The 22,728-nt window shown below is 65.6% G+C and carries 27 protein-coding genes and 1 pseudogene; 9 read left to right on the top strand and 19 right to left on the bottom strand.

All coding sequences use genetic code 11. From position 1 onward, the window contains the following. Positions 1-212: 212 nt before the first annotated feature. Positions 213-818 carry a TetR/AcrR family transcriptional regulator gene (locus NL241_RS33770; RefSeq protein ID WP_487689689.1) on the bottom strand — a complete coding sequence of 202 codons (606 nt, stop codon included), beginning with the start codon at positions 816-818 and terminating at the stop codon, positions 213-215. 124 nt (positions 819-942) lie between these two features. On the opposite strand from NL241_RS33770, the gene NL241_RS33765 reads away from it, so the two are divergent. The 3 genes from NL241_RS33765 to NL241_RS33755 are packed head-to-tail and all read left to right on the top strand — an operon-like array spanning position 943 to position 4,611. Beyond that, positions 943-2,121 carry a spirocyclase AveC family protein gene (locus NL241_RS33765; RefSeq protein WP_494396306.1) on the top strand — a complete coding sequence of 393 codons (1,179 nt, stop codon included), beginning with the start codon at positions 943-945 and terminating at the stop codon, positions 2,119-2,121. Then, positions 2,108-2,929 (top strand): CbbQ/NirQ/NorQ/GpvN family protein, encoded by an 822-nt coding sequence (locus tag NL241_RS33760; RefSeq protein WP_494396305.1) that lies wholly within the window; start codon positions 2,108-2,110, stop codon positions 2,927-2,929. Before NL241_RS33765 ends, NL241_RS33760 begins: the two co-directional genes overlap by 14 nt. Continuing rightward, on the top strand, positions 2,926-4,611 hold the full coding sequence (locus tag NL241_RS33755; protein WP_494396304.1) for a nitric oxide reductase activation protein NorD: 1,686 nt from the start codon (positions 2,926-2,928) through the stop codon (positions 4,609-4,611). The genes NL241_RS33760 and NL241_RS33755 overlap by 4 nt, the downstream gene beginning before the upstream one ends. A 204-nt stretch (positions 4,612-4,815) precedes the next feature. Here NL241_RS33755 and NL241_RS33750 read toward each other — a convergent pair whose 3' ends face one another. The 11 genes from NL241_RS33750 to NL241_RS33700 are packed head-to-tail and all read right to left on the bottom strand — an operon-like array spanning position 4,816 to position 13,594. Beyond that, positions 4,816-5,970, bottom strand: a complete 1,155-nt coding sequence (locus NL241_RS33750; RefSeq protein WP_494396303.1) for an alpha-D-ribose 1-methylphosphonate 5-triphosphate diphosphatase — start codon at positions 5,968-5,970, stop codon at positions 4,816-4,818. Then, positions 5,967-6,620, bottom strand: coding sequence for an ATP-binding cassette domain-containing protein (locus tag NL241_RS33745; protein ID WP_487689703.1), 654 nt, complete (start codon positions 6,618-6,620; stop codon positions 5,967-5,969). Before NL241_RS33745 ends, NL241_RS33750 begins: the two co-directional genes overlap by 4 nt. Then, positions 6,617-7,492: an ATP-binding cassette domain-containing protein gene (locus NL241_RS33740; protein WP_487689705.1), complete on the bottom strand. Its 876-nt coding sequence runs from the start codon at positions 7,490-7,492 to the stop codon at positions 6,617-6,619. The genes NL241_RS33745 and NL241_RS33740 overlap by 4 nt, the downstream gene beginning before the upstream one ends. Next, a complete protein-coding gene (locus NL241_RS33735; protein WP_487689708.1) occupies positions 7,489-8,355 on the bottom strand; it encodes an alpha-D-ribose 1-methylphosphonate 5-phosphate C-P-lyase PhnJ in 867 nt (288 codons plus the stop codon). Before NL241_RS33735 ends, NL241_RS33740 begins: the two co-directional genes overlap by 4 nt. Next, the gene (locus NL241_RS33730) at positions 8,352-9,365 is read right to left on the bottom strand and encodes a carbon-phosphorus lyase complex subunit PhnI (RefSeq protein ID WP_494396302.1); all 1,014 of its coding nucleotides are present in this window, start codon (positions 9,363-9,365) and stop codon (positions 8,352-8,354) included. Before NL241_RS33730 ends, NL241_RS33735 begins: the two co-directional genes overlap by 4 nt. After that, positions 9,365-9,931, bottom strand: coding sequence for a phosphonate C-P lyase system protein PhnH (locus tag NL241_RS33725; RefSeq protein WP_487689712.1), 567 nt, complete (start codon positions 9,929-9,931; stop codon positions 9,365-9,367). The genes NL241_RS33730 and NL241_RS33725 overlap by 1 nt, the downstream gene beginning before the upstream one ends. Next, positions 9,928-10,344 (bottom strand): phosphonate C-P lyase system protein PhnG, encoded by a 417-nt coding sequence (locus tag NL241_RS33720; RefSeq protein ID WP_487689714.1) that lies wholly within the window; start codon positions 10,342-10,344, stop codon positions 9,928-9,930. Before NL241_RS33720 ends, NL241_RS33725 begins: the two co-directional genes overlap by 4 nt. After that, positions 10,341-11,075 (bottom strand): GntR family transcriptional regulator, encoded by a 735-nt coding sequence (locus NL241_RS33715; RefSeq protein WP_487689717.1) that lies wholly within the window; start codon positions 11,073-11,075, stop codon positions 10,341-10,343. The genes NL241_RS33720 and NL241_RS33715 overlap by 4 nt, the downstream gene beginning before the upstream one ends. A gap of 8 nt (positions 11,076-11,083) precedes the next feature. Next, on the bottom strand, positions 11,084-11,899 hold the full coding sequence (gene phnE / locus NL241_RS33710; RefSeq protein WP_487689719.1) for a phosphonate ABC transporter, permease protein PhnE: 816 nt from the start codon (positions 11,897-11,899) through the stop codon (positions 11,084-11,086). Continuing rightward, complete coding sequence (locus NL241_RS33705; protein ID WP_487689722.1) at positions 11,896-12,699, bottom strand: phosphonate ABC transporter ATP-binding protein; 804 nt, start codon at positions 12,697-12,699, stop codon at positions 11,896-11,898. Before NL241_RS33705 ends, phnE begins: the two co-directional genes overlap by 4 nt. A gap of 1 nt (position 12,700) precedes the next feature. Further along, positions 12,701-13,594 (bottom strand): phosphate/phosphite/phosphonate ABC transporter substrate-binding protein, encoded by an 894-nt coding sequence (locus tag NL241_RS33700; protein WP_494396301.1) that lies wholly within the window; start codon positions 13,592-13,594, stop codon positions 12,701-12,703. Positions 13,595-14,098: 504 nt separating this feature from the next. On the opposite strand from NL241_RS33700, the gene NL241_RS33695 reads away from it, so the two are divergent. Then, positions 14,099-14,836 (top strand): hypothetical protein, encoded by a 738-nt coding sequence (locus tag NL241_RS33695; protein ID WP_494396300.1) that lies wholly within the window; start codon positions 14,099-14,101, stop codon positions 14,834-14,836. Here the strand turns inward: NL241_RS33695 and NL241_RS33690 are convergent. Beyond that, the gene (locus tag NL241_RS33690) at positions 14,805-15,623 is read right to left on the bottom strand and encodes an aldo/keto reductase (protein WP_487689726.1); all 819 of its coding nucleotides are present in this window, start codon (positions 15,621-15,623) and stop codon (positions 14,805-14,807) included. The genes NL241_RS33695 and NL241_RS33690 overlap by 32 nt on opposite strands. Before the next feature lie 451 nt (positions 15,624-16,074). Here NL241_RS33690 and NL241_RS33685 point away from each other — a divergent pair, with 451 nt between their 5' ends. Continuing rightward, complete coding sequence (locus NL241_RS33685; RefSeq protein WP_487689729.1) at positions 16,075-16,527, top strand: DUF1931 family protein; 453 nt, start codon at positions 16,075-16,077, stop codon at positions 16,525-16,527. Between the two features lie 92 nt (positions 16,528-16,619). Here NL241_RS33685 and NL241_RS33680 read toward each other — a convergent pair whose 3' ends face one another. The 3 genes from NL241_RS33680 to NL241_RS33670 all read right to left on the bottom strand — a co-directional run bounded on the left by NL241_RS33680 (position 16,620) and on the right by NL241_RS33670 (position 18,504). Then, on the bottom strand, positions 16,620-16,826 hold the full coding sequence (locus tag NL241_RS33680; RefSeq protein ID WP_494396299.1) for a hypothetical protein: 207 nt from the start codon (positions 16,824-16,826) through the stop codon (positions 16,620-16,622). Between the two features lie 317 nt (positions 16,827-17,143). Then, positions 17,144-18,343, bottom strand: coding sequence for a low temperature requirement protein A (locus tag NL241_RS33675; protein ID WP_494396298.1), 1,200 nt, complete (start codon positions 18,341-18,343; stop codon positions 17,144-17,146). After that, positions 18,340-18,504 carry a hypothetical protein gene (locus NL241_RS33670; protein ID WP_494396297.1) on the bottom strand — a complete coding sequence of 55 codons (165 nt, stop codon included), beginning with the start codon at positions 18,502-18,504 and terminating at the stop codon, positions 18,340-18,342. The genes NL241_RS33675 and NL241_RS33670 overlap by 4 nt, the downstream gene beginning before the upstream one ends. 876 nt (positions 18,505-19,380) lie before the next feature. On the opposite strand from NL241_RS33670, the gene NL241_RS33665 reads away from it, so the two are divergent. The 3 genes from NL241_RS33665 (at position 19,381) to NL241_RS33655 (ending at position 21,106) form a co-directional block, all read left to right on the top strand. Continuing rightward, a complete protein-coding gene (locus tag NL241_RS33665; protein WP_494396296.1) occupies positions 19,381-20,226 on the top strand; it encodes a S1C family serine protease in 846 nt (281 codons plus the stop codon). Further along, positions 20,204-20,485 carry a DUF1931 family protein gene (locus NL241_RS33660; RefSeq protein ID WP_494396295.1) on the top strand — a complete coding sequence of 94 codons (282 nt, stop codon included), beginning with the start codon at positions 20,204-20,206 and terminating at the stop codon, positions 20,483-20,485. The genes NL241_RS33665 and NL241_RS33660 overlap by 23 nt, the downstream gene beginning before the upstream one ends. A 141-nt stretch (positions 20,486-20,626) precedes the next feature. Next, a complete protein-coding gene (locus tag NL241_RS33655) occupies positions 20,627-21,106 on the top strand; it encodes an Hsp20/alpha crystallin family protein (protein ID WP_494396294.1) in 480 nt (159 codons plus the stop codon). On the opposite strand, the gene NL241_RS33650 is transcribed toward NL241_RS33655, so the two are convergent. Next, positions 21,015-21,284 carry a helix-turn-helix domain-containing protein gene (locus NL241_RS33650; protein ID WP_494398442.1) on the bottom strand — a complete coding sequence of 90 codons (270 nt, stop codon included), beginning with the start codon at positions 21,282-21,284 and terminating at the stop codon, positions 21,015-21,017. The genes NL241_RS33655 and NL241_RS33650 overlap by 92 nt on opposite strands. Before the next feature lie 136 nt (positions 21,285-21,420). Here NL241_RS33650 and NL241_RS33645 point away from each other — a divergent pair, with 136 nt between their 5' ends. After that, a complete protein-coding gene (locus NL241_RS33645) occupies positions 21,421-21,720 on the top strand; it encodes a hypothetical protein (RefSeq protein WP_494396293.1) in 300 nt (99 codons plus the stop codon). On the opposite strand, the pseudogene NL241_RS33640 reads toward NL241_RS33645, so the two are convergent. Continuing rightward, a pseudogene (locus tag NL241_RS33640) lies at positions 21,711-21,827 on the bottom strand (LLM class F420-dependent oxidoreductase); the annotation flags it as partial. The gene NL241_RS33645 and the pseudogene NL241_RS33640 overlap by 10 nt on opposite strands. After that, positions 21,827-22,726, bottom strand: coding sequence for a TIGR03620 family F420-dependent LLM class oxidoreductase (locus NL241_RS33635; protein WP_487689745.1), 900 nt, complete (start codon positions 22,724-22,726; stop codon positions 21,827-21,829). The gene NL241_RS33635 and the pseudogene NL241_RS33640, both read right to left, overlap by 1 nt. Positions 22,727-22,728: the final 2 nt, after the last annotated feature.

Raw genomic sequence — 22,728 nt, 5'->3', positions numbered from 1 at the left:
CAGATCCTCGCCGGCCGGTCGAGCGCTCTGCATTCGTGCCGCCTCCGCCACGCTCAGGCGAGCCAACGCCCATTGACACGGACAACGATGCGGTTACACGGGCCGCTCAACATTGCTGCGGGACAATCCACTTACCTGGCGCAGTGATTCAACGTAGACCACGACGGGTGCCCGGCTCGGGTCGTCGACGTCTCGAGGGCTAGCGGTGGCACTCAGCTGGGCAGCTTGATGACCGATGTGTACATCTCCACGATCGGCCGGTACAGGTCCACCCCGTCTAGCACGCTGCCCAAGACGACGGAGTCGCTGGTGGCCACCAGCGTCTGCGCGAAAGTCAGCGGCGGGATGAGCAGCGTTGCGCCCAGCCGCTCCATACCCTCGACGATGAACTTCGCGAGTGCTTCGACGACTTCGGATCTCTTGGCCGCGACCCGGTCCCGTGCTTCCGGATTGCGCAGCAGATAGAGCGTGAACTCCAGCCCCAAGGCGGCATGTTCGGCGCCGCGGTCGCGGCTCAGCTGGCACCAGCGCTGGGCAATCTCGTCGAGTTCGCGCTCACCGACGACGGTCGATGCCGACATCACCTCGGCGAAGTTGTCGAAGTACCGGCGCCAGTAGCGATCGCTGACCGCCAGGAAGAGATCCTCCTTGGCTGCGAAGTGCTTGTAGATCGCACCCTTCGTATATCCGGCAGCCTTCGCGATGTCATCGAGAGTGGCTGAGGTGAAACCCTTTTCGGCGAAGACCTCTTCGGCGGCGTCCAGCAGTACCGAGCGTGTGTGCTCGAGTCTGCGCTCTCGCGTCCAGCGCTCCGCCATGACGATATTCTGCCACAGAATCTGAGTAACCTATTGGACTCTGAGATACCGACGAGTATATTCGCATCAGTTGGATGGCCTCGCGCCGCCGACCACCGCCACGATCGCCAAGGGGAAACCGATCATGAGTGAACTATCCAAGAGGTCTGCGATCACCGAATCCGTCGGCGCGACCGCCGACCTGGGGAGGCCGCGGCCGTCGTCCTCGGCCGCCTTCAAGTTCTGGGCGACGGTCGGCACCGTGTTCTTGGCGTACACGGTCTATGTGTTCATCCGGTGGGTCACCGGCCCCTTCTTCGAGCCAGTGGAGGGAGGTCCGAGCGAACCACCGATGTACATGCAAATACCGCTGATGGCCAACGCCATCGTGCTCTGGATCGGCCTGCCGTTCGCCTTGTGGTTCTTCCTCATCCGGCCCTGGATGCGGGAGAAACGCATCACCCTCGACGGCATGCTGCTGGTGTCGATGGGCCTGATGATGTTCCAGGATCCGATGCTCAACTACTACAGCACCTGGTGCACCTACAACGCTTGGCTCTGGAACCAGGGCTCGTGGGCACCACACATTCCGGGCTGGGTGGCACACGAGGAACCGGGCCATACCGTGCCCGAGCCGCTGCTGACCAACATCCCCGGCTACATGTACGGCGTACTGCTGATCACCATCGTGGGGTGTTGGCTCATGCGAAAGATCAAGAACCGTTGGCCCGCAATCAGCAATCTGAGGCTGATCCTGGTCACCTATGCGATCGCCTTTGTCTTCGACTTCGTCATGGAGGCCTTGGTCATGCTGCCGATCGGCTTCTATTCCTACCCCGGCGCCATCCAGTCGTTGTCGTTCAACGCGGGCACGTACTACCAATGGCCGATTTACGAGGGCTTGATGTGGGGCGGCGTCCAGGCGGCGCTGTGCTGCCTGCGTTTCTTCACCGATGACCGGGGCCGGACGGTGGTCGAACGCGGGCTCGACAGCCTTCGTGGCGGGGTGGTCAAACAACAGTTCATCCGCTTCCTGGCCATTTTCGGAGGGGTCAGCGCCTGCTTCTTTCTCTTCTACAACGTCCCCGCGACGTGGCTCGGCATGCAGGGCGATCCGTGGCCGGAGGATGTGCAGAAGCGCTCGTACTTCAACCCGGGGATCTGCGGCGAGGGCACCGATCGACCGTGCCCCAATCCTGATCTGCCGCTACCGACCAAGCATTCGGGATACATCAATCACGACGGGGAGCTCGTGCTGCCGGAAGGGGTGCAGATGCCGCCCGTCGTACCGATTCAGCGCCCGAACAGCGATGACGGCCAGTAAGTTTCGGTCGACCGCCGAGACGGGTTCGCAGTCCCCGTTCTACCGCGCCGCCGGTATGGAGGTCGACATCTTCCGGGCGGCGGCGCGCCGGGGTTCCCCGGTGCTGCTCAAAGGACCCACCGGGTGCGGAAAAACTCGTTTCGTCGAGGCGATGGCCCACGAACTCGGCCGTGAGCTCATCACCGTCGCCGGCCACGAGGACATGACCTCGGCGGATCTGGTCGGTCGCTTCCTGCTCAAGGGCGGCGAAACCGTCTGGGTGGACGGGCCGTTGACCAGAGCGGTGCGCGACGGCGCCATCTGTTACCTCGACGAGATCGTGGAGGCGCGCCAAGACACGACGGTGGTGATCCATCCGCTCGCCGACCACCGTCGCGAGCTAGCCATCGACCGGCTCGGCACCACCTTGTCCGCGGCGCCCGGCTTTCAGCTCGTGATCTCCTACAACCCCGGTTACCAAAGCATCCTGAAAAGCCTGAAAGACTCGACCCGCCAGCGTTTCGTCGCGATCAGCCTCGATTTCCCGGCTGCCGAGATCGAAACCGAGGTGGTGGCCCGCGAAGCAGGAATCGATGCGTCTACCGCCGCGTCGCTGGTCGTCCTCGGAAACGCCATCCGGAACCTGGACAGCTCGGCGCTGAGCGAGGTGGCGTCGACCCGCATGCTGATTCTTGCGGGCGGCCTCGTCGCCGAAGGACTCGGTTTGCGCGACGCCGTCCAGTCCGCCGTGGTCGAGGTGCTCTCCGACGATCCCGACGTGATCCGGGCCCTGGGCGAACTCGTCGAAGCGGTCCTGCCGCGGCGGTGAAGACCAAACACAGTGCACTGCAACACTTCGGGCTCCTCGCCGCATTTCTCGCAGGGCGGCCCATCAACATCGCCGTGGTCCCCGGTGGTGAGTTCGCGTACACCGACGGGCAGGTCATTTTCGTATCTACAAGCGCTGACGTGGATCGGCAGAGGCGCGAAGTGCTGCTCCAGAGCGCTCTTCTCGGTGCCGGCAGCCTCGACGACCGGTACGTCAGGCGACTGCGCGTGCGCCCGGCGCTCGCACGCCGCTACCTGGCGCTCGAAGGCCACCGTGTTCTCGCCGAACTCGGCAGGAGTGTTCCGCTGGCGGCAGCCGTCGGGCCGGGATACCCGCCGTGGTCGGCCAGTTCCGAAGAATCGCTCGAAATCGCTTCTAGCAGAGCAAAACTCGACGTCGCGCCGGACTGGTACGGCACAATCAAGGCGTCGAAACTGATCCGCGCCCGGATCGAAGCGGGGTCGCAAGCGGCAGAAGCCGACGTCCGGATGACTGTCGAGCACGCCCACCTGTCCGAGACGGAGGAAGGCGACGACGAGGCACCGCCCGAGAAGAGCTGGATCCTGAAGCTGTTCGAGGTTCCGCTCGGCGCGCAGGCGCCCGCGAACTTTCTGCACACACTGTTTGGCACCTCTCGCTCTTCCGGGAGCGAGGGCGCCGGCGGCGAGTTGGGGGTGGGTTCGATCAAGCGGACGTCGCGCGCCGGAGTGAACGCTCGGCCCTTGCCCACCCCGATACGCTTCACCGGCGACGAAACCCCGGGTGCCGCAATGGGAGTAGGTGGCGCCCGGTATCCGGAATGGGACGTCTTCGGTAACCGCTATCGGGAGGATTGGTGCCGCGTCATCGACTTCCCGGTCACGGCGACGAAAGGGTCAGGCATGGCCGGTCCCGCGCGTGACGCCGTGCTGCGGCGCAGGCTGGCCCGAGTCGGCTTGGGTCCGAAAGTGCTGCGTGCCCGCGCCGACGGTGACGACGTAGACGTCGAGGCCCTGATCGACCTGTTCGTCGACCTGCGCTCTGGACATTCACCCCCAGAACATGTCTACACCGCGCGTCGCAAACTCGACCGCAACCTCGGTGTGCTCATACTCGTCGATGTCTCGGGGTCGGCAATCGACGCCGACGGCGACGGGCGGGCCGTCCACGAACATCAACGCTGTGCAGCAGCCACGCTCACCGTGACGCTCGAAGACCTCGGCGATCGCGTCGCGGTGTACGGCTTCCGCTCACACGGGCGAAGCGCGGTGCATCTGCCCGTGATCAAGAGTTTCGGGCAGCGGTTCGGCGCAGGCGGTCCGGCCCGCCTCAACCAGCTGCAGCCGTCGGGTTATACCCGACTAGGCGCCGGTATCCGCGGCGCCGGTGAAATATTGAAGACGCAGGCGGGCACACCGCATCGGTTGCTGCTCGTGCTGTCGGACGGCTTCCCTTACGACGACGGTTACGAAGGACGTTATGCCGAAGCCGATTCCCGCAAGGCGCTCGAGGAGTTGCGCGCCGACGGCGTAGGGTGCCTGTGCCTGTCGATCGGCGCCGCAACCGAGGCGGACGTACTGGAGCGGGTGTTCGGCTCGGCGAGTTATGCCAGCGCCGCGACCTTGGCTGAACTGAGTCCCCGGATGGACGAATTGTTCTTGTCGTCACTGCGAGAGCTCGCGGCGCCCCGACCAAGGTCGTAGTGAGCCCGCACCCCCAGCCATGGCCGACGAACGGTATGAAAGTGGCGGCGGTGAACCAGGGTTCAGCGTGCTGGAGTGCGACGCCCACGCCGGCCAGGTGGCGACGTCGCCTCGGCTGCCGACTGCTACGACAGCACGCTGATGTGAACCGCCAGTGGACATGAGTTTGAGAAGCCACAGAGATGGGGCCGCCGCAGCAGCGGGTCAGGCCGAGATCATCTGTACGCCACGGCCGAATACCTGCTGGCCGTTGCGCCACAGGGCCGTCCCGAGGTGCGCGCCGCCAGGTTGCAAGCGCCGCAGTGACGCCGTGAGAGGACGGCCGACCTCGATGGTGGTGGCGGGTGCGCCCAAAACCGCAGCCGGTTTCGATGACACCAGGTCCACTGCGTCGGACAGCCCCACCACGCCGCGCTGGGCCAGCACCTGGGGCGCGGCCTGCAGTGACGACGGCAGGTAGTCCGAGCACAGCACGTCGCACACTCCCGCGGCAATGGCGTCGGCGGCCAGCACGTTGCCGGTGGACGTCGAGCGGCTCCGCATCGCGTTCGGCGCGCCCAGGACCACAGTCATCCCAAGCTCCTTGGCCCGCGCGGCGGCGGCAAGGGTCAGCGGGAACTCCGCCACTGACGCACCGGCGGCGTGTCCCTCTTCGATGTGTTCGGGAGTGCGATCGTCGTGGCTGGCGAGCACGATCTGATGTGCGCGGGCCAGCGCGCTGACCTCCTGACGCCGGTCGGCGATGGCGGCCAGTCGGCCGGCATCGACGGTGAAGACCGCTTCGACCTCGGCTTCACTGACGCCCCAGTCCTTGGCGTAGAACGCGCGCGTCTCGGCCAGCGAGGAGAACCGGCTGCGCTGCACCGAGGTCTCGATCATCGACATCAGCGCCACCCGCGACGACGCTGCCAGTACCGCCTGCAGTGCGTCGATCGCTCGGTCGTCGGTGAGCTCCACCCGCGCGTGAATACGCCAGTCGCAGCTCAGATGTGGGCCCAGGTCCTCCAGTACGGCCGCGAGCGCGGCCGCATCGGCAATCGCGATGCCCTTGCGTGGCGAGTCCTCACAGCGCGCGGCCACGCACACCGTCGCGATCCCGGCCGCCGCGCACTCGGCGTCCAGGACGGTGAGCACCGCCGCGGGATCCAGGGACACCGTGGCGCGCGGGTGTCGCCGCTCGTTGAGGTTGTCCAGGTGTAGGTCCACGGCGGCGGGCACGAGAACCAGATTGGTGGCGGTGGCTGCACCCGCGGCGATCTCGGTGACGTGACCGTTGTCGATCACCACCACCGCGTCGTCCACCACGGGTCGTCCACCGCCTGGGACCACGGTGACCCCTTCGAGCACGGTTTCTGTCATGTCAACCTTCCTTCCCGCAACTCACCGACGGTGGTCGCGATCGATGTGAGTGCACTCTCGGGTGCAGCCGTGACGACAACGGTGGCTCCGGCGTCGCGCAGACGTGGTAGCCAATCCACCAAAACCTCTGGTGCTACGTGGTTCTCAGGCTCGTCGAGAACCACGAACTGGCGTTCGGCCACCAGTGCCGCGGCCAGCGCCACAGTGTGGCGATCGCGCAACCGCAGCCGTCCCACGGCCACCGGGGCGACTGCGCCGGCGCCGAGGCGGTCCAGTGCCCCGGCCGCCGCCGCACGGGTGCAACCGGTCACGCGCGCCACCGTGACCGCGGCAGGCAGTTGCGGCGGCGCGGCCAACGCGCCGTCGAACGTCGCGATGTGATGCATCCGCACCCATGCGGCCGTTCGGGGGTCGGCGGTGGACAGATCCACAGTGTCGCCGGCGAGCCGGTAGGTGACCGCACCGGCGTCGGGGCGATAGACCCCGGTGAGGCAACGAAGCAGCGTCGAGCGGCCGGAACCGCGCTGACCGATGACGACAGTCAGTGTGCCTGCCGCACAGTCGAAATGAACTGAGTCCAGGACAGCGGCACCGTCGAACTTCTTGGTGAGGCCGCGCGCGGTGATCCCGGTGGTCATCGCAGCGGTCATATTAGCCTCGACGAGACCAGCAGCTGGGTATAAGGGTGTTGTGGATCCTCGAGCACCTGTTCGGTCAGCCCGTGTTCGACGATCCGGCCGTGATGCAACACCAGCACCCGCGAGGCCAGCACTCGGACCGCGCCCAGGTCGTGGGACACCACGATGGTGGCCGAGCCGAGGGCCCGGGCCACCCGCTGTACCACCTCCAGCAGGTCGGCCTGCACGGACGGGTCCAGCCCGGTGGTCGGCTCGTCGAGCAGCAGTAGCTGCGGCGGCGCCACCAACGCCCGCGCCAACTGCACCCGCTGCTGCATACCACCGGAGAAGGTACGCAGCGCGTCGGTGTGGCGTTCGGGCCGCAGGCCCAGCTCGACCAGCAGGGCAGTCGCCTTGGCGTGCACGTCGGCGAACACCCGGCCGTGACCAGCCAGAAGGCGTTCGGCCACATTGGATTCCGCGGCCAGACCCGGATACAACCCGGCGGCCAGTGCGTTCTGGTGCACCATCACCACCGCAGAACGCCGGATCTCGGTTCGGTTGACGGCTGTGGTGTAGAGATCGCCGTAACCCGTCAACGTCATCGTGCCGGAATCCGGTGTCAGGTCCAGGTTCAGGCAGCGCAGCAATGTCGTCTTGCCTGAACCGGATTCGCCGACGATACCCAGCACTTCCTGGGGTCCGACGTCCAGGTTCGCGTCGTGCACGGCAGTCACCGATCCGCATGCCGAGCACCGGTTGGTGCCGGCCAGTTCCCCGGTGAGTTCGACACAACGGGGGCAGCCCGGACCGAAGCGGTGCGAGATTCCGCGAACCGACAGAACCGGCTCGGGCGGAAGCAGCGTGGTCTGCTGTGGCCACGTGGTGGCGGCGCCGGCGGTCACGGCCGGCCTGCTGCGCGCCGGACCTGACAGGCATCGATGTCGGTGCACTGCCATGCCCCGTCGCTGGGCACCCGGTAGGAGGTCGTGCTGGCACACCGCGCGCACGCTTCTCCGGCCTGCTCGGCGTGCAAGGGGATGTCGTCGAACGCCAACGCCTGGACGCTGGTGTAGGGCGGCAGGGCAGTCAGTCTGGCACGGCGCCCGGCGCCCAACAGGATCGGGTGGGGACGCCGGTCCAGGCGCAGGACGTCGTGGCGGGGGATCGGGCTCGGGCTCATCAGCCTGCCGCCGTCGACCAGCACCGGGTGGTCGGCGCCCGTCCGGGGCCCGCCGAGGCGGGCCTGGCCGTCATAGAGGTCCAGCCATGCGGGGGTGTAGTCCTGTTGGGCATGGTGCTCGACGGCAGCCGCCTCGTCGGGCACCACCCGCCGTAGCGGTTCAGGGTGAGGCACCTGCAGCACGAGCACCTGGTCTGGCCGGAGCTCCAATTCGGGTATCCGGTGTCGACTTTGGATGATGGTCGCCTCCGTGGTGTGCGTCGTGGCGCGGCACTGTGCCGACGCGCTGATTAGATTGCGCATGCCGGTGGCGTTCACCGACTGGTCGTCACCCTGGTCGATGACCTTGACGACGTCGGTGGGCCCGACCAGTGACAGCGTCAGCTGCAGGCCGCCGCTGCCCCAGCCGCGAGCCACCGGCATCTCGCGTGACGCGAACGGCACTTGCCAGCCTGGGATCGCCAGCGCTTTCAGGATCGCCCGGCGCACATTGCGTTTGGAGTTCTCATCGAGGTAGGCATACGCCTCCGGGTGGGCATGGGCAGCGGCCAGTGCTGCCACGGTCTGCGGAGCAGTGTCGGTCACGTCGCCTCGTTCGTTGCCACGGCGGACAGGTATGCGGTGAAGCTGGCGTAGTGGGGCAGCCGCAGGTGTTCGACGAACCCGTTGGTGGCCGGGCCGTCGATGGCGCCGATGACGGTCTGGTCGTCCAGCAGCAGTGGTTGGTGCAGATCCCCATCGGCTTGCATGGCGCCGTCGAGCAGCGCCATGGAGATGGCCCGCCGCTCGACGGTGCCCAATGACGCTCCGAATCCCATCGCCAGCCCTGGGATACCGTCGACGTCAGCGTCCAGCACCACCTCCACCTCGGTGATGGGCACCTCGGCCGCCGCACACGGTACCCCGGTGCGGGGGTGAGGAATTCGGATCGCCACCACCGAGACGGTGAGCTCCACCAGAACGGCTTCCTGCCGGCGCCCGAGCATCAGCGCGGCCAGGGCCACCATGGCACCGGTTTCTCCCCGGGCCAGCAATGCCAGCCGGTCGGCGCGGCACAGCGGCGGCACCAGCACGCTGTCGGCTGGGTCCTGCCCGGGTCCCTCCTCGGGGCCTGTGGGTTGGCGTACACCGCTGATGAGGTCCCGCACCCGCGGCGTCGCCGAGCGTGTCGGTGCGTCGTCGTCGGTGACCGTCGGGCGCTCCGCCTGCTCGGTGGTGTCTACGGCGGGCCCATCGTTCCAGTCGAGCCTGCGCGGAATCAGATCGGGCGCCAGACCCAGCCACTGACCGCCCGGGACGGCCGGATATGCCGACGACAACCGCCGGACCACGGCGGTGTCGCCGGGCTGGACAGTCACCGAGGGGATGTGCGGCTGCGTGGCCGCCCACACGCGCAGCATCGACACGGCGTGCGCGGGATCACCGCCGGCCTGGTTGAGCGCGCGACGGGCTGCGGCGGTCTCCCAGATGCCGGCCTCGGCGCACACCTGTTGTTCGAGTACCGCGGTGTTGGTGGCGCCCTGCGCCGACGACTGCTCCCGCGCGATCTCCCGGGCGGCGGCAAGCGCGCCGTTCTCCTGCATACTCGCGTACATCAGTTGTCTCCCAACCTGATCGACACGCTACGCGGCAGGCCGATCAAGTACTGCGGCGTCACGATCAGCACATCCACCCCGCAGGGCGGCGACGTGTTCGCGGTGGTGAAGGCGTGCGTCGAGAGAGCGTCCAGCGGCACGTGGGCGGTGGTGCTGCCGTCGATACCCGGTCCTGACAGCACCATCGGCACTGCCGGGCCCGCGGTTGCCACGATCACCGTGGCGCCCTGCTCGGGGGTCAGCCGTTCACCGCGGCGAGCGCGGGTGAGGGTGTCGGCTACCGGGCCGTGCACCAGAACCCAATCTGCGCACTCGATGTCAGACTCCGCAGCGCCAGTCTGTTCAGCAGCCCTGGTGGCCACCCGCCGCGCTTCGGAGTTCCCTGCCACGGCCAGGGCGAGGCCCGGATCCAGCAGCGCGAGCAGAACGGCTGCGGCGCCGTCGAGTTCACGGCAGGCGCTGAACTGCGGGACCGGAGGGAGTTCGATCGCGGCGCCCGGTGTGCAGAAGGCTCGCATACACGCCATGAAGGTGCTGCGCCCGTCATGGACCACATGCCACGTCACGCCTGCTCCAACCGGGTTGCCGCCACCAGAGTCGCGCGTGCCCGCGCCCGATCAGCCTTCTGGTCGAAGGCGCCGGCGCACAGGGCTTCCACCCGCGCCGACATCGGCCCCCCGCGTTCGCATTCGGCATCACAGATGGCCGCAGCCACCGCACCAACCATGTCGTAGCCGCCGCGGATACCGTCGCCGCGGGTGCCCGCCATGTCTACGGTGCAGCGAGTCAACGCGACATGGCCGAGAACAGTGGTGGTGGACACCGAACCGGGCAGCGGAACCCGCACCGGCGTGGTGACCGATTCGGGGCCCGTGGTCACCGACACCACCGCGCCGGCAGCCAGGATGTCGTCGGCAAGCAGTTCGAGGGCCATTGGGTCGGCGACGGCCAGGGCCTCCATACGTGCATCCGGGGTCATCCGAGGTCCACCGTGAACTGGACGCGGTCCCCGCGATAACGATGCTTCACCACAGCCACTGGGCGGCCATCCTGGTCGATGTTGAGACCGCCCATCTCCAACAACGCACCGCCGATGCGCAGCCGCAGGTACTCGGCTTCGGCGGGTTCGGCCAGCGTGGCGGCGAAGGTGCGGTTGGCGCGGTGCATCCGGACGCCGTAGGTGTCCAGCAGGAAGTCGAACAGCGATGCTTCTCCTGCCCACTGCTGTGCGATCTGCGGGAACCGTTCGATTCCGAGTGCGGTCACCGACAGCGAATACGGTTCGTCGTCGACGAGGCGCAGGGTGGTTGTCACCAGTACAGGGCCGGTGGTCTGCAGCTCGGTCTGCGTGGGGTGTTCGGCGACGGTCTCGCTGGACAGCACCACGATGGCCACCCGGTGGCCCAGCTCGCTCATGCTGCGGGTGAAGCTGGCGTCGCGGCCGGCCGAGACGTCATAACGAACCGGCGGCGAAGCGACGAAAGATCCTTTGCCGTGCACGGTTTCGATCAGCCCGAGCTGGTTCAGTTCCTCCAGTGCGCGCCGTACTGTCAACCGGTTGACATCGAACTCCTGCGACAGCACCGCCTCGCTGGGCAGCCGATCACCGGGGCGGAACTCTTCGGCCAACCTCGCTGCCAGCAGGTCACTGAGCTGACGATAGACAGGGCGATCTGCGTGCCGGTTGATCATTTCCAGACTATTGCTCATCGCTACTCCTATCCACCCAGGACGCGCCGACGGATCACGGCGGAAACCCGTTCGAACACAACAACAACCACGAGGATTGAGCCGATGATGGTGGCCGCCTCGTCGTACCGCAGCAGAGTCATCGAAGTGGCCAGTTCGATCCCGATACCACCTGCGCCCACCAGGCCGAGCACCACCGATGACCGGGCTGACGATTCGAGTGCGAACATCGATGTGGTGACGAAGGAGGGCAGGCAGCCCGGTAGTACACCGCCGATGAGCACGCCGAAGCGTGGAGCCGCCAATGCGCGCAGGCTCTCCAGCTGTCCGGGATCCAGATCCTCGATGCTCTCGGCGAAGAACCGGCCGCAGAAGCCCATCACGTCGACCGTGATTGCCAGGACGCCGGCCTCTGGTCCCAGGCCGACTGCGATCACGAAGATCAATCCCCAGACCAGGTCGGGAATGGTGCGACTGACGGTGATGATGCCGCGGCTGACTGCGTACAGCGACCAGTGCGGGGTGGTGTTGCGCGCGGCGAGCACGGCCAGCGGCAAGCTGAGCACAACACCCACAATCGTTCCGAGCAGGGCCATTTCGACCGTGACGAGCAGTGCGGCCAGGATGGGACGGATCCGGCTGACGTCCGGCGGGATGGCGTCGTCGACGAACTCACCGAGCCGGAACACCCCGGTGGCCAGGGAATCCGGACGGATCGCGGCGCCCTGGGACCAGCCGTGCACCAGCAGGCCGCCGACCACCAGGATGATGACCAGCGACAGCAGGCTGGGCCGGCGGAACCGGCCCGGCGGTTCCTGGTGTTTGGGGAGGGTAGCGGGGCTCACGAGATGGGCTCGGCGAAGATCGGATTGAGTTGTGCCGCATCGCAATCGCGGGCGGGTCGATCGAACTCGAGCGTGCCGTTGCGCAGGCCGATGATCCGGTCGGTGTGGCTCAGCGCCAGCTCGACCTGGTGCAGGGCCATGACGACGGTGACCTTGCGCTCCTGCGCTATCGAATCCATCAGGTCCAGCACCGCGGTGGCCGACCGGGGGTCCAGACTTGCGACGGGTTCGTCGGCCAGAATGATCCGCGGCCGCTGCATCAGCATCCGGGCGATGGCCACCCGCTGCTGCTGTCCACCGCTGAGCATGTCGACCCTCCGGTCGGCGAAGGCGGCCAGGCCCACGCGGTCCAGGCTCTGCATCGCCTCGTCGCGGACCTCGCGGGGGCTGGTCGACGGCCATGCGCACCATGACCCGTGCTGGCCCATCCCACCCTGGATCACGTTGTGGAATGCGGTCAGTCGCGGCTGTAGATGGAAGCGCTGGAACACGAAGCCGACGTCGCGGCGCACGGCGGCCAGCGTACGGCGCGGCGCCCCGGTGACCTCGGTGCCGCCGATCGTGATGCGACCTGCCACGGGCTCGATGAGCCGCAGCAGGCAGCGCAACAACGTCGACTTGCCGGCGCCGCTGGTCCCGATCAGTGCGACCTTCTCGCCGGGACTGATGTGCAGGTCGAGCCCGTTCAGCGCGTCTGTGGCACTGCGCCGGTGCCGCACCCGCAGTCCCGTCACGTCGATGGCGGCGGCGCCGCAGGCCTGCGCCTCCGCCGGCCCGGAGTGGGAGGTAGCGAATGCCATGTCAGTCGCCGAGGAACTCGGTGAAGTCGTTGACGCCCACCGACTGGTACATCGAACGCACCCGGTCGTAGTCCTGGTCGGTCACCTGAACCAGCGTGGCGCCGTCGTACTTGGCGTTGTCCTTGCCTTCCAGCATGGCCGCCAGCAGGGCGTCGAAGTTGTTGTTGAAGGCGTCCTGGATGGCGGTCACGGTCTCGGGATCCAGTCCCGCACGGCCCATCAGGAGATCCGGTGGTAGGACGGGTCCTTCGGCGATGACGCGGTAGGCGCCGGGGTCGGCGTCCTCCGCCATGGACGCCTCGTAGTCGTGGCAGCCGATTCCGGCAGCGTCCACGTCGCCGCGCTTGAGCGACTGGTGCACCAGGTCGCCGACGGTGAGGATCTCCACGTCGTTCATGGGGTCGAGTCCGCCGTCGGCCAGCATCTGCGACGGGCCGAGGTGGCCACTGGTGGAGCCGACGTCGGACATGGCGATCTTCTTGTCGCGCAGGTCCTGGATGTCAGTGATCCCGCTGGCGGTGGTGGTGTAGAGGCAGGACCGGTAGCGGTCGCGTTCGATCGCGATGATCGGCTCGGCGCCGGTCTGTTCGTGGATCACGACATACTCGGCGGGACCGGTGAACACGACGTCTACCCGGTTGGCCTGCAACGCTGCCGCAGCGGCGGTGCGATCGTTGACAGCGAAGAACTCGACATTCAGGCCGGAGGTCTCCTCCAGTTTTGCCTGGAACGCGCCGAACTCCCGCTGCAGCTCCTCGAGACCCTGCAGATCGGTGACCGCCAGCCGTACGGTGCCGGGCTGCGCGGAGTCGGTGGACTGGCCGCTGCTGCAGCCCACGGTCACCGCTGCCGCAGACAACACGGCGACGATTCCTGTGACAATTCGTCCGGACATCGATGGTTCCCTTTCCCAAGGCTCCTGTGGTGTCTACATGTCTAGATGAGTGCTTCGAACTGCGGGTTAACGGAATGCATCCAGCGTCGCAATGTCTGGTGGTCAGGATTCGGGGCCTTTCGCCGATGCTCGGCGTCGTGGTGTTCGGCGCTGAAATCGCGCCGGGTCTGTCGCCGCCGTAATGGAGTGGTTGGGTCCACTTCTGAGCTACGTCCGCGAGAGGACCGACTTGGTCATCACGCTCACGAGGCGTTCAACATCCGCAGAAGCGCTCGGCGCTATCGGATTGGCCGCATTCGCGACACCTCGGGCCGCGACCGGCAGGATGTCGAGGAGCGATTGAACTTGCACCTAGCGACCCGAATTGTCCGCATCACAAGGGCGCCGCTGCTACCGGAAGAGAAAGGGGTCTAGGCCCAACAGCGACGTCAGGCCCCAGGACCCTGACCGGCGTCACGACAGGGGTTGTGGAACAGGATGATTGGGACCGCCAGACCCTGATTCGTGTCCAAGGTCATCGCCCAGATAGGCGCCGGCATGCTGCTCACCGATGTGGAGCGCGCATGCGAAAAGTGCATCGGTTCTGCTGGCACACTGTGCGACCTGAGCCGGGACCCTGCAGAGCGCAACAACGCCAACCAGGCGGACCATTCGGGACGAGCATCGGCGTGCGAGTCCGCCGTAGAAGTACACATTGTTCAGCCCGAGTTCTGTAACGCCTCACTGACCGACCAGACGAGCTCGAACAGATCGGTTTACCTGTTTCGCGGCGAGAGCAGTGCGGACGCGGCCTGCTTCCCCGTCTACCAAGCAGAAGGCGTGGTCCGCCTCGCCAGCGACCGCGGCGGCGCAGCTAAGCTATCGACGCCCACCGGCGTCGATACCGCTGACCTCCGACAGGTTCACTATCAATCGTGTTGGTGCCACTGCCAGTTGGTCGACGAGGGTTTATTGCATCACAACAGCAGCGTCACCGATCACTGGGCTCGCCTACTTTGGCCCTTCTGGCTAACTTCGTCTCCTCCGGCTGTAATCGGAAGTCAGTCAAGTCCAGCGCAGGAGCCTGCGACATCCACCGAGTGCCCGATGTCATCCGTTTCGCGTCCGGCGGTGGGCTCCGAGGAAGACTTGGGTAACGGCGACGTCGCGGAACAGGCCGCTCAAACCCTCTCGGTGCCGACGACTTTCACACTGGCCATGCCGGATTCGTTCACAGAACTTCGAGTGGGCGCGAACGGGTAGGCGGCGGGAACGCTCGATCGAGCTCGTGGAGGTCCCTGCGGGTCAGCTCAATGTCTCGCGCAGCGGCGTTCTGCCGAACGTGGGATAGGGTTCGGGCGCGTGGGATAGCGGCGACCCCGTCGTGTTGAAGCACCCACGCAAGGGCGATCTGTGCCGGAGTGGCGTCATACCGTTGCGCAATCGGCCGCAGCGCCGGGTTGTCGAGCAGCCGCCCCTGCTCGATTGGCGAATAGGCCATGGCCGGTATCCCATGTTGGGACAGCCACGGTAGCAACGCGTACTCCGGCCCGCGGCGAGTCAAGTTATAGAGGACCTGGTTCGTCTGGACCTCGTCACCGCCTGGGAGGGCGGACAATTCGATCATGTCGTCGATATCGAAGTTACTTACACCCGAATGGCGAATCATCCCGTGTCGCTTCAATTCGGCGAAGCCTGCAATTGTCTCGGCCAACGGGATGCGACCCCGCCAGTGCAGAAGGTAGAGATCAATGTAGTCAACACCCAGCCTGCCTAGGCTTGCCTCGCACGCACGGAGCGTACCCTCTCGGGTTGCGTGGTCCGGGAGCACTTTGTCGACAAGGAACACCTCGTCGCGCCGTCCTGCGATCGCCTCGCCGACAAGGACTTCCGCCGCGCCGTTGCCGTACATCTCGGCCGTGTCCATCACGGTCAATCCCAAGTCGATACCGAGCTGGATCGAGGCGATTTCATCCGCCCGCCGGCCAGGGGCTTCGGCAAGGTGCCACGTGCCCTGGCCGAGTGCGGCGATTTTCTCACCGGAGGGCAACTGTATAGACCGAGCTGGGTTCATTCTCCGGCCGCCTTTCGTAGTTCCCGGTTGAACGGGCAGATCACCCCTGTCCACCGGATCGAACTGATTCTGCAGGCGGCACCGCGCAGAGCACTTCGGCCCGAGAGTGCACAACTGTGCGACGCATTAGGTTATTGCGGGCCCAAGGGGCCGGCCCGGCAGCGGTCTGATCGTGCCTCCTGGCTCCCGACACAACTCGAACCCGATGCCCTCGCCGACTGGCTGGTGCGGGCGGCTCCGAGACCGGCTACCCGGCCCGTGGATGCCGGCCTCCGGCAAACCTCGCGCGGGTTCTCAATGACCTGCGAGGCTGAATCGGCCCAACGGTATTGCATCTGCTGGTCCGGTTCGGGATCGTCGACAGAGTGCCAGCATTTGACATCAGTGCGGGTCGAACCAGTTTGATCCTGTGGACCGGAGGTAGCGCGTGACCCATCCGTCGGGAATTCCCGTGTTCCAACGTTTCTTCCGCTCCGCCGCCAGCATCAAGATCGACAAAAACGACGTAAAGCGCTTTCGGGCGTTCATCGACGAGGAGATCGATGACATCGCCATCTCCGGACGCAACTCGGCCAGGTGGAATGGACGAGACATCATTGTGGCACAGGACCTTCCGATTACCAGGGGCATACAGGAACGAATGCGGGAATTCGACGAGCTCGAAGAGGCACAAGAGATTAGAGAGTTGCTGCGGCAGGCGGTGCGGCAACCGCCGGCAGACGTGACCTTCGCCGACGAGATCGAGGAGCTGCTACCAGAGTTGTTCGGCGGGTTGAGTATTGCGCTGGCCAAGTCGATCCGCCTAGTGGACCCGACTGTCTCCAACCCCTCGCCCGAACACTGGGACCGGGCGTTCAATCTGTTCCGTCTGGTGTTCTGAGTCCCGGCAGCGCGGGTGCGCTCTACGTGCCGAAGGCCGACGACACCACGGCGAACCGGATCACCGTCAGTCGAGCCGAGCGACAGCGCACCCTAGCCACCGCACTCCAGGTAATCGCTCAGGGTCATCACCAGGCCGGAGTTCTTGTTTTCGTAGTAATCCAGGAGTGTGCCCAGCCATTCGCGCACAAAGCTCTCGACCTCGCCATCACCGTGGGCGGCGTCGATGAGGCGATAGAAACTGAGTTCGTCGAACGCCGCTGCGCCGTGCGGGCTGACTGAGCGCAGGCGGATGCTCATGGCCCGACGGGCGTCCACGAAGGACTGCGGAGCGTGTTGTCGGTGCGACCGACTTGGCATGACCACCACGTAGTGGGGGCACCGCAGCCAGGATGGTCAGCAGCTGGGTTTGATCCTTCGTCGGTGACGCAGCGGGAACGCCCACCCCACCGGCTATCATCGACATCGACCTGGCCGTCCCAGTCGGACCGGCGATGCCGTTCGATCTCGGGATGCACTGGCTGCGATGATGGATACCGAATGAATCCCCATTCGCTCCCGTCTCACGACCTCACAACGGAGGAGTATTTCACGACGTCGATGCGGATTATCCTGCCTTACCGCAACGTTCCCGCTCTACCGGTGCCAATCTGAGGTCGCCGCCACAGCTCCCATGCGAGACGCCAGACTCCGATCGCGGTGAGAACGGCCAGCGATGACACGGCCGGAACAGTTATCGCCACCGGAAATACCAGGAGAGACGCGGCGGCAGCGAGGAGCCGATCGACGGTGAGCTGATGGTGGTCACGCCATCTGTAGGCCACCTCCCCGGCGTAGAACAGTGCCACCCCACCGGTGAGGGCGAGGGCGGCCAGCGGCGCCAACGGCTCGCTGATGTGTTCCACCGAAACCCTCGCCCCGAGGGCGAAAAAGACAAGGCCGGCAACGAGCGGCAGGTGCAGGTAGCTGTAGGCGTCGCGCGCCAACCGTGCCCGATCGGCAGCGGGTGTTAGCCGCAGACGCTCTTCGGCGCCGGTGGTGAGGCCGAAGTAGGTCCACCATAGGGTGCCCGTGATCAGCACCCCGAGAACCACAGCGGCGACGACGCCTGGATGGTGCAGGCTTTCGGACGCGCCCGCTCCCAGCGAGATGATCGTCTCGCCCAGCGCGATGATGATGACCAAACCGTGGCGGTGGATGAAATACGAAGGCACGACCTGAAGTCCGTTGATGCCCGCTATCAAGGGACTGCCGAAGTCGGCCGCCGCCGCGGCGACCCAGAGCAACTCACGGTAGGGGGAGGCGACAAATGCACCGGCAACGATCAGGCCCGGCCCGACGAGCAGGCCGGGCACCAGTCGGCGGATCGTCGACGCCACTTCAGCCTCGCCTCGGGATGCCGAGGCGATGAACATGCCGGCGTTGATGAGGCGTACGGCGAACAATGCGAGCGCGAAAACGACGGCCCCGGTGGTGAATGCGGTCGGCAGTGCAATCACCGCGATGAGCATCGCCGCCATCGCGAGGATCATCAGAGTCGTTGGGATCACGTGCGCGATTTCGAACATGTTGGTCAGCCAGGCGTAGCACACCCAGGCCCACCAGAGGGCGAGTAGGGCGAGTACACCGTGGCCGAAGCCCTGCCAGGAGATGTCGTGGAGCATCAGATGGGTGACCTGTGACATCGCGAACACGAACGTGAGGTCGAAGAACAGCTCCAGAAAGCCCACCGGCCGCTCATCCGGTTCCTGCGACTCCGAGCCGCCGGCGACGGGTTTGCGGCCGCGCGATCCTCCGGCGCTGTCGTCGACACTCATGGTTGCCCGGTCATGATCATCGCCGACTGCCGTCTGCACACGATGTCGTTCTGCGACAACGCCTTGCCGGCGGCTACTAACGGTTCGTCGCGGTGGGTGATGGTCCAGTTGGCGGTCTGGGTCCCGGCGGGGACGAAATCACGAAACTCGGTAACCCACATTGGTGACAAGACAACCTCCGGGTCGCATCACGAGTTTGTGCTGGTCCCCTCGGCGCGTCGCAGGGGGTCCGGTTGGCGAAATCACTTCTGGGTGGGAAAACGCCTGGCCCATCCGTCGTCGCGGGCACCGAAGTGTTGACTAGCTTGAACCGCGACGGGCCCTACGTCATCGTCCTCGGAGGTCCACTCCGTGGAGAGAACTTTGAACTGCCGGCACGACGCTGCGGCTCCGCTCAGTGGGCACAGCGTTTACCGAGAACCGACGAGACACACCCTGCCCCGGAAAGTGACGTCAACATCAACCAGCTCCTCTCTTCGGGTCGTTGCCGGTTCGCGAGCAGGAACACGGCAGCACGCCCACCGAAAGGCTCTCGGGGAAAGGGCTAATCATGGCTCCAGCGGCCGATTTCATCTACGGCGGCAATTCGCGCCAACAAGCAGTTCGGGGCTCTTCGGCCTGGGGAGCTAGGTACAGGCGTCGGGTTTGGGACCCACAGGACCGTGTCGGAAGCGGCAGTAGGGTGCAACGTTTGTCTCGTGATGTGACCACCATGGCGCACAGATCAGAATTGATTGGGGTGCAGTGCGATCACTGGAGTAGTGGCACATGGTGACCGGCACTGAAGTCAGCAGCGATAGGGAGGCTCTGAGCTGATGCATCTAACGTCGACCGTACGACCCGCGGTTTGGATACTGCGGCTGCTCGTTGGCACGGTCATTTTCCTCACCGCATGCAGTGGCTCGACCGACTCCGGCTCGACGGACTCCGGGTCGACCACCCCCTCCGCGGCACACCCCGTATCGACGGCGCCGTTGGCTGCGGCCGGCCCTGATCTACCGGCACTGGTCCGGCGGGTCGAACCCTCGGTCGTCACAGTGCTCACCGAGAAGGGCGTGGGCAGCGGCATTGTCTATAGGGCCGACGGCACGATCGTCACCAACGCCCACGTAGTCGACGGCGTGCGGGAGGTCACCGTAGCCCTCGCCGACGGGCGGCGGATCGCGGGAACTGTCCGTGGCGTCGACGAGGTTTCCGACCTCGCCGTCATCCAAGTCGACCGCACAGGCCTGCCTGCAGCGACGTTTCAGGAGCCGCTGCCCCACGTCGGTGAGCTCGCCGTAGTCATAGGCAGCCCGCTGGGATTCGCGGCCACCGTCACATCCGGCATCATCTCAGGACTACACCGCCAGATCCCCGGGTCGGCTTCGACCGGCGCACCGCTGGTAGATCTCATTCAGACCGACGCCGCCATCTCGCCGGGTAATTCTGGGGGCGCGGTACTCGATGCGCAAGGAGAAGTTGTAGGTATGAGCGTGGCCTACATTCCACCGACGGAGGGCGCGGTAGCCCTGGGTTTCGCCATTCCCGCCGCGACTGTCGTCGACGTCACGGACCAGCTGCTGACCACCGGGACCGCCCGCCACTCCTTCATCGGTATCCAGCCCGCTACCCTGACGCCGGAAATTGCGCGGACACTGGGAATCGGCCGCACCAGTGGTGTGGTCGCCATGCAGGTTTTGACACCAAGTCCCGCTGCGGAGGCCGGCATTCGACCTGGCGACATCATCATCGCTTTGAACGGTGAGGAAACCGCGACGGCAGAGGAGCTCATAGCGGAGCTTCGTAGCACCAGACCGGGCGACCGGGTCCAGTTGTCCGTGCTCCGCGGAGCCAAGACCGAAGACATCGCGGTCCTGGTTGCAGAGCGCGCCCCTAGTTAGAGCCGCCTTTCGAAGATCACGGTTTACGCAGCAACACATTGAGATTCAGCTCCGGCTTCGCAAAGCAGCGCGTTCCGTCGAGGTGGTCCCTGGCGGGACCAACCACTTCGACGCTGACACCGAACGGCTGCTGCCAGAGTTGTACGGCGGGTTGAGTATCGCGCTGGCACGCTCATGTCGATTGGTGGATCCGACTGTGTCCACCCCTTCGATGGAGCATTGGAATCGAGTGCTCACCATGTTTCGACTGGTGTTTTGATGTCCGGCGGTCCCGCACCTGTCGTGACTGACCCGGGAGAGTGAGACGACGCACCCAAAATCGTCCCGGCAGCGCGAAGCGTCGGGCCGCACCGTTGGGGCATTCTTCGGCTACCACAGACGAACGTAGAGGGACAACAACATGACTCAGTCACTGCAGCGTTCCGCTGCCCAGGCGGAGAGATGGCGACCGTTGCGCGAATTCGAGAATCTCTACGCGGAGATGGATCGGCTTGCACAGTCGGTGTTCGGCGGAGTCAAGGGTGAGGGCGCCTGGTTACCCGAGGCGGATATCATCGAGGCCGATAGCGCCTACATCGTCGAGGTCGAGCTTCCGGGAGTATGGCACAAAGACGTCGATGTCTCGCTGAACGGCAATGAGTTGGTGGTGACCGGCGAGGTGAAGGAGCGCAAACGCGAGGGTTTGTTCCGCCGCCGTACACGAAAGGTCGGTGAGTTCGAGTTCCGCGCCACGTTGCCAGGCCCCCTTCGGGACGACGAGGTCGAGGCGTCGTTGGCGTACGGCGTGCTCAGAGTTTACGTGCCGAAAGCGGAAAGCTCCAAGACACGCAAGATCCCGGTGAGTGAGTCGAGCGATGCCCCAACCAGAACGCCGGGCTGACTGTCACCCTCACTGAGGAATCGCCACTCCCGAGTCGCGGCGTGGAGGTTGAACCGGGTGTCAACATTGCGAAGGTCGTAGCCAGTGAGTCAGCTGTGCACGCCAACCGGTAGCGCAACGTGCTGCGATGAATGAATATTGCGGCTGAGGATTCGTCATAGTTTCCACCACATTCCAGGTGGCGATGATGATGGCTCTAATTCGTTGTGGTGGCGCGGCAGCGTCGACACTATTCCAGTACTCCAGGTAACGGGATTCCGGCTCTGTCAACGTAATTCACAACTCCGTCCTAGACAGGGGTCGAGGACTTCTTGGTGTGGATGCGGCTGCTTGCCGAGAATGTGCCCCGCACAACGTGGATGGCTGTTCGCTGCGACGCATCACAACTCGGAAGCCTTGGAGCCTTCGTCGACGGCGCAGCGCTACCGGCCCATTTGGCGGGACCGATCGGCAAGGACCTCAATGAGACGGGTGGTGTCGAGGTAGCCGGTGTCGACGATGCGGTCTTCCATTCTGATCGCCGCGGGGTCGCGGCCGGCATCGAGGGCGGCCTGAGCGACGACGGCGCGCGCGTCGTCGAGTTTGGGTCCCGGCTCTATCAGCGGTGGTCGTAGGCCAGGATGTGGCTATACCCGAGTTCCTCGACTCGCTGTCCGTAGGCGCGTACCGCCCCGGGGTCTCCGCCCAGTTCGGTGTGTGGGTAGGTCACTCCAACGCGCATCACAAACTCAATGCTGTGGCGAGTGCCCGCAGATTGGGCAGCGGGTCATCGGTTGGTGCCTCGACGGCGACCTGCACAACCACGTGGTCGGCGCCCGCGTCCAGATGTGCGGTGACCGACGCGGCAGCCTCCTCGGCGGATCCCACACCGACCAGCGCGCGAGCCAGCCGTTCCGACCCACCGATCACCAGGTCCGTCTCGTCGAATCCCTGTCGCAGCCAAGAGTTCCGGTAATTGTCCAGCTGTGAGTAGAGCTCCAAGTGCTTGTGGGCGCGCCGCAGTTGGTCGTCGGTGCTCCCGCCGATGGCGATCGCTTGCTCGGTGACGATCCAGGGTGCTTCGCCGAGGATCGCGCGGGTGGTGCGCGTCTGTTCCGGCAGCACCAGATAGGGATGTGCGCCGTCGGCGAGCTCGCCGGAGAGTTCGATCATCTTGGGTCCCAGCGCAGCCAGCAGACGCGTTGGCCGAGCGCCGGCCTCGAGCTCTGCCGGCACCGTGTTCATGGCGTCGAGGTAGTTGCGCATCATGGCCAGCGGCTTGCGGTAAGCACCGCCGAGGGAGCCTTCGACGAAGGGGGCGTGGCTGACGCCCAGGCCGAGGACGAACCGTCCCGGGTACAGAGCGGTGAGCATCCGGGCGCCACTTTCTGCCATCATGGGCAACCGCACGTGGATGTTGGCGATGCCGGTACCGACCACCAGGCGCTCGGTGGCACCCAGGAAGGCCGCGGACTCCACGAGGGCGTCCTTGCCGCCGCCCTCGGGCATGAACACCGACCCGTAGCCGAGCGCCTCGATCTCGCGGACCATGTTCTGCGCATCGCGAATCGGCCAGGGCTCGCTGTTCCAGAACACCCCGACCTTGGACGAAAATTCAACGTTGCCAGGCTTATCAGTCATTG

The organism is Mycolicibacterium sp. SMGY-1XX, assembly GCF_059132455.1.
The sequence above is the reverse complement of the archived record's forward strand: the minus strand, read 5'-3'. Positions and strand labels throughout refer to the sequence as shown.

Excerpts from the sequence above, each read along its gene's own strand:
- NL241_RS33765 (WP_494396306.1), top strand. The coding sequence starts at position 943 with ATGAGTGAACTATCCAAGAGGTCTGCGATCACCGAATCCGTCGGCGCG.
- NL241_RS33720 (WP_487689714.1), bottom strand. The coding sequence starts at position 10,344 with ATGACCCCGGATGCACGTATGGAGGCCCTGGCCGTCGCCGACCCAATG.
- NL241_RS33700 (WP_494396301.1), bottom strand. The coding sequence starts at position 13,594 with ATGTCCGGACGAATTGTCACAGGAATCGTCGCCGTGTTGTCTGCGGCA.
- NL241_RS33745 (WP_487689703.1), bottom strand. The coding sequence starts at position 6,620 with ATGACCGCTGCGATGACCACCGGGATCACCGCGCGCGGCCTCACCAAG.
- NL241_RS33730 (WP_494396302.1), bottom strand. The coding sequence starts at position 9,365 with ATGTACGCGAGTATGCAGGAGAACGGCGCGCTTGCCGCCGCCCGGGAG.
- NL241_RS33655 (WP_494396294.1), top strand. The coding sequence starts at position 20,627 with ATGACTCAGTCACTGCAGCGTTCCGCTGCCCAGGCGGAGAGATGGCGA.
- NL241_RS33715 (WP_487689717.1), bottom strand. The coding sequence starts at position 11,075 with ATGAGCAATAGTCTGGAAATGATCAACCGGCACGCAGATCGCCCTGTC.
- NL241_RS33705 (WP_487689722.1), bottom strand. The coding sequence starts at position 12,699 with ATGGCATTCGCTACCTCCCACTCCGGGCCGGCGGAGGCGCAGGCCTGC.
- NL241_RS33670 (WP_494396297.1), bottom strand. The coding sequence starts at position 18,504 with ATGTGGGTTACCGAGTTTCGTGATTTCGTCCCCGCCGGGACCCAGACC.
- NL241_RS33770 (WP_487689689.1), bottom strand. The coding sequence starts at position 818 with ATGGCGGAGCGCTGGACGCGAGAGCGCAGACTCGAGCACACACGCTCG.
- NL241_RS33675 (WP_494396298.1), bottom strand. The coding sequence starts at position 18,343 with ATGAGTGTCGACGACAGCGCCGGAGGATCGCGCGGCCGCAAACCCGTC.
- NL241_RS33680 (WP_494396299.1), bottom strand. The coding sequence starts at position 16,826 with ATGAGCATCCGCCTGCGCTCAGTCAGCCCGCACGGCGCAGCGGCGTTC.
- NL241_RS33760 (WP_494396305.1), top strand. The coding sequence starts at position 2,108 with ATGACGGCCAGTAAGTTTCGGTCGACCGCCGAGACGGGTTCGCAGTCC.
- NL241_RS33635 (WP_487689745.1), bottom strand. The coding sequence starts at position 22,726 with ATGACTGATAAGCCTGGCAACGTTGAATTTTCGTCCAAGGTCGGGGTG.
- NL241_RS33750 (WP_494396303.1), bottom strand. The coding sequence starts at position 5,970 with ATGACAGAAACCGTGCTCGAAGGGGTCACCGTGGTCCCAGGCGGTGGA.